This is a genomic window from Micromonospora luteifusca, assembly GCF_016907275.1.
GTDB lineage: Bacteria > Actinomycetota > Actinomycetes > Mycobacteriales > Micromonosporaceae > Micromonospora > Micromonospora luteifusca.
This window is the reverse complement of sequence record NZ_JAFBBP010000001.1, coordinates 1119351-1133345: the sequence shown is the minus strand read 5'-3', so window position 1 is coordinate 1133345 and position 13995 is coordinate 1119351. Positions and strand designations below refer to the sequence as shown.

Genomic DNA, 13995 nt, shown 5'->3' with positions numbered 1-13995 from the left:
GCGCGGCCGTAGCCTGGCCGTGCCGAAATGATCCACTCCAGATCGCCGACATTGGGGTATCCGGGGCGATTGATACCCCTGTATCGCCGATGTGGTGTCGATCATGGTCTTGACGGGGAGAATGCCCGGCTATCGGGCCGGCGCGCCGCCGTGGACCGGGCACGCGGACCCGTGAGGGGCGGTCGAGGGGCACACGCCAGCGAGGCCCCGGTCGACGCGTCGCAGCACGCTGACCAGGGCCTCGCCGGCGGTAGTCGCCGTTCGTTCAGGTGTCAGCAAGGCAGGCGGGGGCCTGCCTCGCGCTGCTCGGCCAGCCAGGTCTCCACCTCGTCGGAGGTGCGCGGCAGCCCGGCCGACATGTTCACCGCGCCAGTCGCGGTGACCAGCACGTCGTCCTCGATCCGGATGCCGACGCCGCGCAGCTCGGCGGGGACCAGCTCGTCCTCCGGCTGGAAGTACAGACCCGGCTCGACGGTGAGCACGTAGCCCTCGCCCAGGGCGCCGTCGCGGTACGTCTCCTTGCGGGCGTTCGAGCAGTCGTGCACGTCGATGCCGAGCATGTGGCCGAAGCCGTGCAGCGTCCACCGCCGGTAGACCGTCGACTTCTCGTCCATCGCCTCGTCGACACTCACCGGCAGCAGGCCCAGGTCGGCCAGGCCCTCGGCGAGCACCCGCATGCAGGTCAGGTGGACGTCCTTGAACTTCACACCCGGCCGGATGGCCTCGATGCCGGCCTGCTGTGAGGCGTAGACGATGTCGTAGACCTGGCGCTGCAGAGCGGTGAACCGGCCGTTCACCGGCACCACCCGGGTCACGTCGGCGGTGTAGAGGTTGCGGCCCTCGACGCCCATGTCCATGAGCAGCAGGTCACCCGGTCGGGTGGCGCCGTGGTTGTGGATCCAGTGCAGGATCGTGGCGTGCTCGCCGGCGCCGACGATCGAGCTGTAGCCGACGTCGTTGCCGTCGTGCCGGGCCCGGAGCGCGAAGACACCCTCCAGCAGCCGCTCCGAGACGGCGCGGTCCGCCGGCAGGATCCGAGCCACGTCCTCGAAGCCGCGTACGGTGGCGTCGATCGCGTCCTGGAGTTGGCCGATCTCCCACTCGTCCTTGACCAGCTTCATCTCCGAGATGGCGATCGCCAGCTCCCGGTCCCGGGCCGGCTTACCCTCGGTGCGGGCACCGTCGTACGGGCGGACGGCCGCGTCCACCTGGGCGTCGAACCCGCGCAGCACCCGGGTACGCCCCGGTGCCAGGTCGGCGAGGGTCGCCTCCAGGCCGGTCAGGTCGGCGGTGGGCAGGCCCAGCTCGGTCGACTTCTCACTGAGCGTGTGCCGCCGGCCCACCCACAGCTCGCCGTTGCGGCTGCGGAAGAACTCGTCGGTCTCCCGGGACGAGCGGGGCCGCATGTACAGCGTCGCGTCGTGCCCTGAGCCGTTCGGGCGCAGCACCAGCACGCTGTCCGCGTCGTGGTCGCCGGTCAGGTAGGCGAAGTCACTGCCCGGCCGGAACGGGTAGTCGGTGTCGTTGGCCCGGACCTTGTCGGTGCCGGTGGGGATCACCAGTGTCTCGCCGGGGAACGCCGCCGAGAGCGCCGCCCGCCGCTTGGCGTAGTTGGGCGTCTCCGGCCGGGGCGCCACGGGGAGCGCGGTGTCGCGCCAGCCGTGCCGCATGAACGACAGGAAAGCCTCCGGAAAGTCCGGATCGTGCGATTCCGTACCGTCCGTCGGCGTACCGTCGGTGCGTCCCTCGGTCATTGCGCCGCTCCCTCCGCTTCGTTGCTGGTCCCGACGGTACCGCGCGCCCGGTTCGCGGTTACGCCCGCTGGCAGGCAGGCGGATCGACGGACGGCTGCGACGGGCCGACAACACGCGTGGGAAGATGACCACCATGTGCGGACTTCTGGCCTTCTTCAGCGCGAACGGCAACGCCGCCGCGCACCGCGACCACATCGCCGGAGCGTTGGAATGCCTGCACCACCGCGGCCCCGACGAGACCGGGGTCGAGGTGGTCGGCGACGCCTCCGGCCGGTACGCGGACGGCGTGTTCGCCCACAAGCGGCTGGCGATCATCGACGTCGCGTCGAGCCACGAGCCGCTGCCCTACGCGAACGGCCGTTACCTGCTCACCTTCAATGGTGAGATCTACAACTACATCGAGCTGCGCGAGGAGTTGATCAGGGACTTCGGCGCCCAGTTCGCCACCGCCGGTGACGGTGAGGTGATCGTCGCGGGCTACCACTTCTGGGGCGAGCAGGTGCTCACCCGGCTGCGGGGCATGTTCGCCTTCGTCATCTGGGACCGGCAGGAGCGGCGCGCGTTCGGTGCCCGCGACTACTTCGGCATCAAGCCGATGCACTACCTGGAGACCGCCGACGGCCTCTACCTGGCGTCGGAGAAGAAGGCGCTGCTGCCGTTCGCGCACAGCAACTACCAGGGCGACGCGGGCGTCGACACGGCCAACCTGAGTCACTACCTGACCCTGCAGTACGTTCCCGAGCCCGGCACGCTGCACAAGGGCATCAGCCGGATCGGCTCCGGGGAGTACCTGAACTGGACCCCGGGCGGGCGGATCGACGTACGGCGGTGGTACCGGCCGGTGTTCCGGCCGGCACCGGTCGACGACGAGCAGAAGCTGTACCACGAGATCCGGGAGACGCTGCGGGAGAGCGTGCGCATGCACATGCGCTCCGACGTCCCGGTCGGCTCGTTCCTGTCCAGCGGCATCGACTCCACCGCGGTGGTGGCGCTGGCCCGGGAGTTCAACCCGAACATCCTCACGTTCACTGTCGGCTACGACGTACCGGGGTACTCGGAGATCGACGTCGCCCAGGAGTCGGCCCGGCACCTGGACGTCACCACCATCCCCACCAAGATCGGTCCGCAGGACATGATCGACGCGCTGCCGAAGATCGTCTGGCACCTGGACGACCCGGTGGCCGACCCGGCGCTGGTGCCGCTCTACTTCGTGGCCAAGAAGGCCGCCGAGCACGTCACGGTGGTGCTCTCCGGTGAGGGCGCCGACGAGTTCTTCGGCGGCTACACCATCTACCGGGAGCCGCTGTCGCTGGGGACCGTCAACGGTCTGCCCGGCGGGGTGCAGAAGGGCCTGCGCGCGGTCTCCAAGGCGATCCCGCAGGGGGTCAAGGGCAAGAGCTTCCTGGAGCGCGGCACCACCCCGATCGAGGAGCGCTACTACGGCAACGCCCGGATGTTCACCGAGGAGGAGAAGCAGCGCCTGATGCGGCGCTACGACCCCTCGGTGCGCTACACCGACGTCACCGCCCCGATCTACGCCGAGTGCACCGAGCTGGACGACGTCACCAAGATGCAGTACGTCGACCTCTACACGTGGCTGCGGGGCGACATCCTGGTCAAGGCCGACCGGATCTCGATGTCGCACTCACTGGAGGTGCGGGTGCCGTTCCTCGACCGTGCGGTCTTCGACGTCGCGGCGAAGATCCCGGTCGATTTGAAGCTGCCGCCGCGCTCCGACGCCACGAAGTACGCGATGCGCCAGGCATTGCAGGGTGTCGTGCCGCCGGCCATCGTCAACCGCAAGAAGCTGGGCTTCCCGACCCCCACCCGGGTCTGGTTGCGCGGCGAGATGTACGAGTGGGCCCGGCACGTGCTGAGCACCTCGGGTGCGGGCGACCTGCTCGACCTGTCGTACGCGCTGCGGCTGCTCGACGAGCACAAGCGGGAGGAGGCCGACCACTCCCGCAAGGTGTGGACGGTGTTGATCTTCTGCATCTGGCACGCCATCTTCGTGGCGAAGACCCTCGACCCGGGCATCCAGCGCAACCAGTCCGCCCTGCTCACGAAGCCGGTGGTCGGCTCCATGGTCCGCTGACCCCCAGCCCGACCCTGTTGATCAAGAGGTTTGCGTCATCCGGAGCCGTTCCGGTGACGCAAACCTCTTGATCATTAGGGGGTGGTTAGCGGCGGGCGCAGGTGACTGTGGGGAGGCCGTTCGTTCCTGTGGTGCTGGCCAGGAAGCCGAACGTCGTGGTGCCTTCCGGTGCGACTGTGCCGTTGTAGGCGACGTTCGTCGCCGTCACCGACGAGCCGGACGACGTCTGCGTGGCCCCCCAGATCTGACTGATCGACTGCCCGTTGGGCCAGGCCCAACTCGCGGTCCAGCCGGAGAACGGCGTACTGCCGTGGTTCATGATCGTGACCTCGCCCTGGAAGCCACCCTGCCAGGCGCTGCTCACCTTGTAGACCGCCATGCAGTCACCGCCCGGCGCTGGCGTGGTCGGGTTGGGCGGCGGGGTGGTCGGGTTGGGCGGCGGGGTGGTCGGGTTCGGCGGCGGGGTGGTGGGGTTCGGCGGCGGCGTGGTCGGGTCGGGCGACGGCGAACCCGTGCCCGGACCCACCCCGGTCACCTGACCGTTGCCGCCGTCGAAGGTCACGTCGGAGCAGCCGAAGAAGTTCTCCTGCGAATCCGAGCGCACCCAGCGGGAGTAGATGATGTGCCGGCCACTCTTGCCCGACGGCAGGTTGCCGCTGAAGTAGTAGTGACCGTCGTTGGTGCCGACCGCGCCGCGCTGCGGCGGGTTGGTCACCGTCAGGAACGGCTCCTCGAGGTCACTCCACGCCAGCGCCCGGGTCGGGCTCCAACTGTTCTTGGTCACGTAGAAGTAGAACGTGCCCGGGTGGTGCGCCCAGTTGCTGTACTTGAAGTCCAACCGCGCCCCGGCGGTCAGGTGGGTCAGCGGCCAGTCGGTGCGGGGCAGGTCGTAGCCGCGGTAACCGGAGTTGCCGCCGCTGCACAGTTGCCCGTCCGGGATGAAGCCGGTGGTCCGGCCGCCAGCGTCGGACCGCAGCACGCTGAACCAGTTGTAGAGCGAGTTCGCCCCGCTCTGCGCCACCGCGGCGGAGCACGCGGGATTGTTCGGCCTGATCTCACCGGTCTGGCTGCGGCCGTCCTGCCAGCACAGGTAGGTACGGCTGCCCGGGGTCATCGCCGCACCATGCGCGGCGGCCGGCTGGGGACTGGACGCCAGGGCGACAGCGCCCAGTGCGAAGGTCACGGCCGCGATGAGCAACGCGGCCGTACGGGAACGGTTCACGGGTTCTCCTGACTCGCGAGGCGCGCTGCTCGAGCCGCCCCGCCGCAATCGGGTGGGTTGTGGCCTGATCGCCCCGCTGACGTCAGCGGTGCGACGATCACGGCGACGTGCCCCGGCGGGAAACGGCCGGTGGACGAGCGCCATCGACGGTCCTGTCACGGACCGGCGCCCTCGCGTCTGACGAACCCGGCAACCGGCGGCGCCGCAGCCCTCGCACCGCCCGGTACGCGTCATCCCACCATGCCGCCCGGGTCGAGCGCAATAGGTGTTCCTCGATGTGAGAGACCGGCGTCGGTCGCCCTCAGAGCAGCTTCTCCAGCATGATCGGCAGCTCGTACTGCCGGCGTCCGGTGGCGTGGTACACGGCGTTGGCGATCGCGGCGGCCGCGCCCACCACGCCGATCTCCCCGACGCCCTTCATCCCGAGCGGGTTCACCACCTCGTCGTGCACCTCGATGGTGTCCACCACCACGTCGGGGGCGTCCGCGTTGACCGCCACCAGGTAGTCGCCGAGGCTGGCGTTGGCCCAGCGGCCCAGCCGCGGATCCATCCTGGTGGACTCCAACAGCGCCTGGCTGAGCCCCCAGAGCATGCCGCCCATCAGTTGGCTGTGCGCGGTCTTGCGGTTGAGCACCCGGCCGGGTGCGAACACCCCGACCATGCGGCGTACCCGCACCACCCCGAGGTCGGCGTCGACCGCCACCTCGGCCATCTGCGCGCCGAAGGTGTGCACCCCGTACCCGGCGTCCTGCGGTGGCGGCGTCCAGGAGCTGAGCACCTCCGCGTCCGGGATCATGCTGCGGTGCAGCAGGTCGGCGTAGGTCTCGCCGACGTCCGGCCGGTCACGCCGCACCATCCGACCGTCCTGGACCACCACCGTGCCGGGATCGGCGCCATGCAACGGCGAGTGGGCGTCGGCCACCGCGCGCCCGATCAGCTCATCGCGCAGCTGGGTCGCCGCGAGGTGTACGGCGGAGCCGACCGCGCTGGTGCCGGCGGAACCCACGGCGGCGGTGACGTTCGGCAGGTCACTGCTGCCGCCGACGAACCGTACCCGCTCCACCGGGAGGCCCAGCGCGTCCGCGGCGACCTGGGTCATCGCGGTGAAGACGCCGGTGCCGAACTCCGACACACCGGCCTCGACGACCGCCGTACCGTCGTTGTAGAGCCGGGCCCGGGCGCGCTGCGGGTTCACCGGCTGGGTGACCGGATAGAGCGCGCTGGCCATGCCGCTGCCGATCAGCCACTGACCGTCGCGCCGGGGCCGGGTGTCGCGCTCGTGCCAGCCAAACAGCTCGGCCGCTCGCTGGTAGCACTCGGGCAACCCGCTGCTGGACCACGGGTGGCCGCTCTCCGGGTCGGTCTCCGTGTAGTTGCGCAACCGCAGCTCCAGCGGGTCGATCCCGATCCGCTCCGCCAGCTCGTCCATCGCGCACTCCAACGCGAACATGCCGGTCGCCTCGCCGGGCGCCCGCGTGAAGGTGGGTGTGATGGTGTTGCCTCGGACCAGGTGGTAGATCCCCTCGTAGTTCGGGCTGACGTACGCCACCGCCGGGCTCTGCAACGACGGCTCCGCCCAGTCGTCGAAATGCGAGGTGAGCGACAGCTTGTGGTGGCGCAGCGCGGTGATGCGGCCGTCCGCGCCCGCGCCGACGGTGATCCGCTGCTCCTGCTCCTCGCGGTGCCCACAGGAGGTGAACATCTGCTCCCGGGTGAGTACCAGCCGCACCGGTCGGCCCACGTGTCGCGCGGCCAGCGCGGCCAGCGTCGGGTGGTGCCAGACCATTGCCTTGGACCCGAAGCTCCCGCCCACGGCGTGGCTGACCACCCGGATCGAGATCGGTGGCAGACCGAGCAGCTCGGCGACGGTCAACTGGACCGAGTTCGGCCCCTGGGTCGAGTCGTAGATGGTCAGCCGGTCGACGTCCTCCCAGACAGCCGTGCTGGCCGACGGCTCGATCGGGTTGTGGTGGTTGGGCGCGAAGCGGTACGTCGCGTCGACGCACACCTCCGCCTCGGCCAGCGCCTTTCCCACGTCGCCACGGGACCCTTGCCCGGGCAGCAGTCCGCCGAAGATCTTCTCAGGCACGTACGCCTGGTCGCGGGCCTGGTCGAGCAGGGTGATGGAGGGTGTGGGAGCGTACTCGATCTTGATGAGCGTGCCGGCGTGGTCGGCGCGCTCGATGGTGTCGGCGATCACGACGGCGACCGGCTGGCCGGCGTAGTGGATCGTCTCGTCCTGCATCGGGAAGAAACTCTGCCCGGGCGCGGCCAGCCCGGCCAGCGACGGAAGCAGTTTGGGCACGTTGGCGAGCCGCCCGAGGTTGCGGTGGGTGAGTACGGCCAGCACCCCGTCGGCGCGCTCGGCCTCGCCGGTGTCGATCGCGCTGATCCGGCCGCTGGCTATAGTCGCGTTGACCAGCACCGCGTGCACCAGGCCGGTTACCGGGACCTCCGCGGAGTAGCGGGAGTCGCCGCGGACCTTGGCGCGGCCGTCGACCCGGTTGAGCGTGCCGCCGATCGCCGGGCTCATGTCGTCCCCTCCCGCTGCGTCATCTGCTCCAGAGCCCGGATGATGGTCCGCCGAGCCAACTCGATCTTGAAGGCGTTCATTCCGTGCGGCACCGCCGGTGCCAGCTCCGCCTCGGCGGCCCTGCGGAACGAGTCGGTCGTCGCCGGAGCGCCGTCGAGCACCTGCTCTGCCGCCCGGGCCCGCCACGGTTTGGTGGCCACCCCGCCCAGGGCGAGCCGAACCTCGCTGATCCGGCCGCCGTCGACCGACATGGCCACGGCGACCGAGGCGAGCGCGAACTCGTACGACTCGCGGTCGCGGATCTTGATGTACCGGGACCTGGCCGCCACCGGTGTCGGTGGCAGGTCGATGCCGGTCACGAGTTCGCCGTGGGCCAGCGGGTGTTCCCGCTCGGGGGTCTGACCGGGCAGCAGGAAGAAGTCGTCGATCGGAATGCTCCGCGCGTCGCCCGGCCCCTCGGTCTGCACCACGGCGTCCAGCGCGACCAGCGCCACGGCCAGGTCGGACGGGTGGGTGGCGATGCAGTGCTCGCTGGTGCCGAGCACCGCGTGCCCCCGGTTGATGCCGTCGAGCGCGCTGCACCCGGTGCCGGGGGCGCGCTTGTTGCAGGCCGCCTCGGTGTCGCGGAAGTAGGTGCAGCGCACCCGCTGCATGAGGTTCCCCGCGAGGGTGGCCATGTTGCGCAGCTGCGGGGAGGCGCCCAGCAGCAGCGCCTCGGCGACCATCGGATAGCGCCGCACCAGCTCCGGCTCCTCGGCTACGTCGCTCATCCGGGCCAGCCCGCCGAGCCGCAACCCGCCGTCGGGCAGTTCCTCGATCCGATTCAGCGGCAGATCGTTGATGTCGACCAGACGGCGCGGCTGTTCGACGTAGATGCGCAGCAGGTCGACCTGGGTGGTGCCGCCGGCGAGGAAGGTGCTCTCGGGGTCGGCGCTCACCGTGCCGATGGCGGTGTCGACATCGGTTGCTCGGGAATAGCTAACGGGCCGCATCGCCGCCACCCTTCTCGTCGCGGACCCGGCGGATGGCCGCGCGGATGTGTGGGTACGCCGCGCAGCGGCAGATGTTGCCGCTCATCCACTCCCGGATCTCCGTGTCGTTCCCGGCGTGCCCCTCGCCCAGCAGGGCCACCGCGGACAGGATCTGCCCGGGGGTGCAGTACCCACACTGGAACGCGTCGCAGTCCAGGAAGGCCTGCTGCATCGGGTGCAGGGTGTCCCCGTCGGACAACCCCTCGATGGTGGTCACCTCGCGGTTCTCGCAGGTGATCGCCAGGGTCAGGCAGGCCAGGACGCGGCGACCGTCCACCAACACCGTGCACGCGCCGCAGGCGCCCTGGTTGCAGCCCTTCTTGGTCCCGGTCAGTTCGAGCCGGTCGCGGAGGGCGTCGAGCAGGCTGACCCGTGGCTCGATGCGAGTCCTCCGGCTCGCCCCGTTGACCTGCAGGTGGACCTCCACCTCACTGGGACCCCGGACGACCGCGTGGTCCGGATTCGGCACGGTACGCAATGCCTCGTACGACTTCACCAGCTCAGCCCCTCTCCCGATCACCTGACCATATTCTTCTCTTAAGGGCGAATTGTGGGCTTACCACGAAGGGTGTCCGGGCCGACCGCTGGACCCGGTCAAACTGCCGACGGGACGGAAGTGGGTAGCGCGTGCCGAACGTGTTCAACGAGGTGCACCGACGCTGCCAGGCCGGTGAGGCGGTCGCGTTGGCCACCGTCGTGGATACCTGGCGGTCCGCGCCACAGCCGTCCGGCGCCGCCATGCTGGTCGCCGCCGACGGCACGGTCACCGGCAGCGTCTCCGGCGGCTGTGTGGAGGCCGACGTCTACGACCGGGCCAACCGCGTGCTGCACACCGGTGTACCCGAGCTGACCCGCTACGGCGTCAGCGACGACGACGCGTACGCCGTGGGCCTGACCTGCGGCGGGGTGCTCGACGTGTTCGTGGAACGGATCGAACCCGACGCGCTGGCGCAGTTGGATGCTGTCGCCGCCGCGCGCCGCGCCGGCCGGTCGGCGGCGGTGGTCACCTGCGTCGCGGCCGATGCCGGAGACCCGCCGGGCGCGGTGCCGGTCGACCCGGCGGGACGGCTGGGCCGGCGGCGGGTCCTCACCGGCAATCAGGTGCTCGGTTCGCTCGGCGACGACCGGCTCGACGACGCCGCCAGCGCCGACGCCCTCGGGCTGCTCGCCGCCGGACGCAGCGGGATGCTCCGGTACGGGTACCACGGGCAGCGCCGCGGCGGCGGCGTCAGCCTCTTCGTGACCGCGTACGCCACCCCACCCCGAATGATCGTCTTCGGGGCGATCGACTTCGCCGCCGCGGTGGCCCGGATCGGCGCGTTCCTCGGCTACCGGGTCACCGTCTGCGACGCCCGGCCGGTCTTCACCACCGCACGGCGCTTCCCCGAGGCGGACGAGGTGGTGGTGCAGTGGCCGCACCGCTACCTGCGGACGGAGTTGGACGCCGGACGGGTCGACGGGCGGACGGTGGTGTGCGTGCTCACCCACGATCCGAGGTTCGACGTGCCGTTGCTGGAGTTGGCGCTGCGCCACCCGCTGGCGTACGTCGGTGCGATGGGCTCACGGCGCACCCACGACGAGCGGCACAAACTGCTGCGCGAGGCGGGGCTCGACGCGGCGCAACTCGCTCGGCTCGCCTCCCCGATCGGGTTGGACCTCGGCGGGCGTACACCCGAGGAGACCGCGGTCAGTGTGGCCGCGCAGATCGTCGCCGCCCGCTGGGGCGGCAGCGGTCGCCCGCTGGCGGCACTCGACGGGCCGATCCACCAGCCGGGGTAACGCCCGTCGTTGCATCGCCTTCGGTGCGCACCGGGCCGCGCGCTGTGCCAGCCTGGTGCCACGGCGATCGGCTCGGCGTGCGGCGGCCGATGGTGGTTGGCGATGACGAGAGGATCGGCATGGGATACGCGGTGGTGCTCGGCGAGGCGCTCGTCGACCTGCTCGACAGCGAGCGCGACGGGGAACGGGTCTACCGGCAGGCGATCGGCGGCGGACCGCTCAACGTCGCCGTCGGGGTGGCCCGACTCGGCGGTTCGGCACAATTCGTCGGCTCGCTCGGTGACGACGTGCTGGGTGGGCGGATCCGCGCCTTCCTGACCGCGGCCGACGTCGGGGTGGTCGGTGCGGTCACGGTGCCCGCACCGACCACGCTCGCGGTGGTCACGTACGCCGGGCCGGAACCCGACTTCCGCTTCTACGGCGAACCGGCCTCCTACGGCCTGCTCGGGCCCGACGATCTGGATCTCGCGCTGCTGGAGGGCGCCGACGTGCTCTACTGCGGCTCGATCGTGCTGCTCCAACCCGGCACGCTGGCCGCCGCCCGACGCGCCTGGTCGCTCGCCACCGGTCTGCGGGTCTTCGACCCGAACGTGCGTCCCCGACTGTTGAACGGGCCCGCCGCGTTGGAAGGGTTGCGCGAGGTGGTGGCCGAGTTCGCCGCCGGCGCACACCTGGTCAAGCTGAGCGCCGCTGACGCCGGGCTGCTCTACCCGGGTGAACCGGTCGAGGGGGTCGCGGCGTACCTGCGCGAGTTGGGGGCCGCCACGGTGGTGGTGACGCTCGGTGCGACCGGTGCGGTGCTGGCCGCGGCCGACGCCGACCCGGTCCTGGTGCCGGCACCCAAGGTCAACGCGATCGACGCCACCGGCGCCGGCGACTCGGTGATGGCCGCGCTCATCGCCGACCTGCTGCCCGACGGCGAACCAGAGAGCCCGGAAGGCTGGATCGACCGGGTGGCCTTCGCCCTGCGGGTAGCTGGCCTGGTCTGCGAATCCCCGGGCGGCGCCACCGCCATGCCCACCCGCGCCGACGTCGACCGCCGCTTCGCGGCCTGAACCGCGCTCCCGCGCTGCCCGGCGCTGTCCCGCGCTGCCGCCCTAGAGGGTGCCGTTTAGTTGGTTGTAGGCGCGGTTGGCGGCGATCAGGGCTGCGCGGGCACCGAAGGGGGCCTCGGCGGCGACCCGTTCGGGCGGCGCGCTGCCGGTGTGTGCGGCCCGGATCAGCCAGGCCAGCCGCACCAGCTCGGCGTGCTGGGCGCGGACGAAGTCGACGTCCACCGGGTCGCCGTGGCCCGGCACCACCACCGTGCGCGCGGTGGTCAGCCGCAGCAGGTCCGCGACCGCCTCCGGCCACTGCAGGGGGTACGAGTCCTCGAAGGCGGGCGGGCCGCTCTGCTCCACCAGGTCCCCGGCGACCAGCACGTCCGCGTCCGGCACATGGACCACCAGATCCGCTTCGGTGTGCCCCCGCCCCGGGTGCCGCAGCAGCACCCGCCGGCCACCGAGGTCGAGCGACGTCTCGATCTGCACGGTGTGCGTCGGGGCGAGCAGTGGGGTGTCGGCCAGCTCGGCGGCGAGCGTCGGGTGTTCGGTGCGGACTTCCTCGTACGCCTCGCGGCGCAGCCGCTCCGGCTCCGTGCGCAGAGCGACGGCGGCCAGCTCGTGGGCGTACACCGGGCGGGGCGGATCGCCGGCGAGGATGGCGTTGCCGAAGCAGTGGTCGTAGTGGTGGTGGGTGTTGACCAGCGTCAACGGACGGTCGGTGACCGCCCGGACGGCGGCGGCCAGGTCGGTGGCCTGGGCGGCCGACGAGAGCGTGTCCACCAGTAGCGCCTCGTCGTCGCCGACGACCAGCGTGACGTTGACCCGCAACAGCGGCTCGCGCAGCACGTGCACCCGGTCGGCGATCTCGACGAAGCCGGCGTTCACGACGTGCGCCCGGCGCGCTCGACGAAGCGTTGCCGGTCCACCAGGATCCGGTCCACCCGGCCCCGGGCCACCGTCTGGTCACCGTCGCTGACGGTGACCTCGAACGACAGCCGGCGATCGTCGACCGTCGCCAGCAGGGCCTGCGCCCGGACCGTCCGGCCGACCACGGTCGGCGCCAGGTGCTCCAGTTCGACGCGCGTCCCCACGGTCGTCGACCCGGGCGGCATCCCGGTCGCCGTCGCCGCGACGGTGGCCGCCTCGGCCAGCGCGAGGACCCGGGGCGTGCCCAGCACCGGTACGTCCCCCGAACCGACCGCCTGGGCGGTATCCGCGTCGGTGACGGTCATCTCGACCTGGGCGGTCAGACCCGGCGCGAAGGCCGGCTCGGGCTGCTCCTGCATGGTCGTCAGCCTAGGTGCTCGCCGAGCCTGCCGAACACGCGCCCGAGGATCCGGGCGCCGAGCGTCCCGCACCTGTGCACGGCTTCGCCGGGTGGTCCCCGTCGGTCGATGCCGCCCCCGTCGTTAACCTTGACGACGATGGCCGTCGTGACTGACCCCCAGCCCCCCGCCCGGACCGACCCGCCCGCGTCCCCGGACGGGGGTCGTCGGCGCGTCGTCGCCATGACCGTCTGGGCGGCCGCATTCCTCGCCGCGTGGCTGGCCATCGGCCTGCCCACCGACCCGGCGTACGCCTTCGTCTGGATCTGGCTGGCGACCATCGCCTGGAACAGCGAACGGCCGTGGCGCAGCCACCTGCGCTTCGCCCGGGACTGGGTGCCGGTGGTGCTGCTGTTCGTGGTGTACAACCTCTCGCGCGGCTTCGCCGACAACGGGGCCACGCCGCACGCGATGGAGTTGATCGTCGCCGACCGGTTCATGTTCGGCTGGGCCACCGGCGGTGAGGTGCCCACCGTCTGGTTACAGCAGCACCTCTACCACCCGCAGGTGCACTGGTGGGATGTCGCGGCGAGCTGGGTGTACTTCTCCCACTTCGTGGTGGCGCTGACCGCCGCCGCGGTGCTCTGGTTGCGCGACCGGCACCGCTGGGCCGCGTACATGCGGCGCTGGGGCTTCCTCTGTGCCGCCGGCCTGGTCACCTACTTCATCTACCCGGCTGCCCCGCCCTGGTGGGCGGCGCAGAACGGGCTGCTCACCGAGGTCGCCCGGATCTCGACCCGGGGTTGGAAGGCGTTCGGCATGCACGGCGCCGGCAACGTGCTCAACGCCGGCCAGATCGCCTCCAACCCGGTCGCCGCGATGCCGTCGCTGCACACGGCGTGGGCGCTGTTCGTGGTGCTGTTCTTCCTGACCGCGACCCGCCGCCGCTGGTGGCCACTGCTGCTCGCGTACCCGCTGGCGATGACCTTCACCCTGGTCTACTCGGGTGAGCACTACGTCATCGACGTGCTGGTCGGCTGGACGTACGTGGGGCTGACCTTCCTGATCGTCGGCCTGGCGGAGCGCGGCTGGGCTGCCTGGCGGGCCCGCCACCCGAGGCCCGAGGTGGAGCCGACCGCCGGGGCACTACCGCAACAGACCACCGCCCCCGACGACGCCCTCGAACCAACGGCCGCTGAACACCCGACCCCACCACAACCCGCCGACCGCTGACCCACCCCCGACCCCCACCGGTCCCCGCCCGCCCGCGCCC

At 71.3% G+C, this 13995-nt stretch carries 11 protein-coding genes; 4 read left to right on the top strand and 7 right to left on the bottom strand.

Annotated features, from left to right (window positions below):
• Positions 1 to 272 precede the first annotated feature (272 nt).
• Positions 273 to 1754 (bottom strand): aminopeptidase P family protein, encoded by a 1482-nt coding sequence (locus JOD64_RS04680; RefSeq protein WP_204941074.1) that lies wholly within the window; start codon positions 1752 to 1754, stop codon positions 273 to 275.
• Positions 1755 to 1887: 133 nt separating this feature from the next.
• Between JOD64_RS04680 and asnB the strand changes: the two genes are divergently transcribed.
• Positions 1888 to 3849 carry an asparagine synthase (glutamine-hydrolyzing) gene (gene asnB / locus JOD64_RS04675; protein ID WP_204941073.1) on the top strand — a complete coding sequence of 654 codons (1962 nt, stop codon included), beginning with the start codon at positions 1888 to 1890 and terminating at the stop codon, positions 3847 to 3849.
• 85 nt (positions 3850 to 3934) lie between these two features.
• Here asnB and JOD64_RS04670 read toward each other — a convergent pair whose 3' ends face one another.
• The 4 genes from JOD64_RS04670 to JOD64_RS04655 form a co-directional block, all read right to left on the bottom strand.
• Positions 3935 to 5071 (bottom strand): lytic polysaccharide monooxygenase, encoded by a 1137-nt coding sequence (locus JOD64_RS04670; protein WP_307813236.1) that lies wholly within the window; start codon positions 5069 to 5071, stop codon positions 3935 to 3937.
• Positions 5072 to 5372: 301 nt separating this feature from the next.
• Positions 5373 to 7604: a xanthine dehydrogenase family protein molybdopterin-binding subunit gene (locus JOD64_RS04665; protein ID WP_204941071.1), complete on the bottom strand. Its 2232-nt coding sequence runs from the start codon at positions 7602 to 7604 to the stop codon at positions 5373 to 5375.
• Positions 7601 to 8596, bottom strand: coding sequence for an FAD binding domain-containing protein (locus tag JOD64_RS04660; protein ID WP_204941070.1), 996 nt, complete (start codon positions 8594 to 8596; stop codon positions 7601 to 7603). Before JOD64_RS04660 ends, JOD64_RS04665 begins: the two co-directional genes overlap by 4 nt.
• The gene (locus JOD64_RS04655; protein ID WP_204945896.1) at positions 8583 to 9062 is read right to left on the bottom strand and encodes a (2Fe-2S)-binding protein; all 480 of its coding nucleotides are present in this window, start codon (positions 9060 to 9062) and stop codon (positions 8583 to 8585) included. Before JOD64_RS04655 ends, JOD64_RS04660 begins: the two co-directional genes overlap by 14 nt.
• A 200-nt stretch (positions 9063 to 9262) precedes the next feature.
• Here JOD64_RS04655 and JOD64_RS04650 point away from each other — a divergent pair, with 200 nt between their 5' ends.
• The gene (locus JOD64_RS04650) at positions 9263 to 10414 is read left to right on the top strand and encodes an XdhC family protein (protein WP_204941069.1); all 1152 of its coding nucleotides are present in this window, start codon (positions 9263 to 9265) and stop codon (positions 10412 to 10414) included.
• A gap of 119 nt (positions 10415 to 10533) precedes the next feature.
• Positions 10534 to 11469 (top strand): carbohydrate kinase family protein, encoded by a 936-nt coding sequence (locus JOD64_RS04645; protein WP_204941068.1) that lies wholly within the window; start codon positions 10534 to 10536, stop codon positions 11467 to 11469.
• Positions 11470 to 11511: 42 nt separating this feature from the next.
• Here the strand turns inward: JOD64_RS04645 and JOD64_RS04640 are convergent, their stop codons facing one another.
• Positions 11512 to 12342 carry an MBL fold metallo-hydrolase gene (locus JOD64_RS04640; RefSeq protein ID WP_204941067.1) on the bottom strand — a complete coding sequence of 277 codons (831 nt, stop codon included), beginning with the start codon at positions 12340 to 12342 and terminating at the stop codon, positions 11512 to 11514.
• Positions 12339 to 12743, bottom strand: coding sequence for a thioesterase family protein (locus JOD64_RS04635; protein WP_204941066.1), 405 nt, complete (start codon positions 12741 to 12743; stop codon positions 12339 to 12341). The genes JOD64_RS04640 and JOD64_RS04635 overlap by 4 nt, the downstream gene beginning before the upstream one ends.
• 138 nt (positions 12744 to 12881) lie before the next feature.
• On the opposite strand from JOD64_RS04635, the gene JOD64_RS04630 reads away from it, so the two are divergent.
• Positions 12882 to 13955, top strand: coding sequence for a phosphatase PAP2 family protein (locus JOD64_RS04630; protein WP_204941065.1), 1074 nt, complete (start codon positions 12882 to 12884; stop codon positions 13953 to 13955).
• The last annotated feature ends 40 nt before the right edge of the window (positions 13956 to 13995 follow it).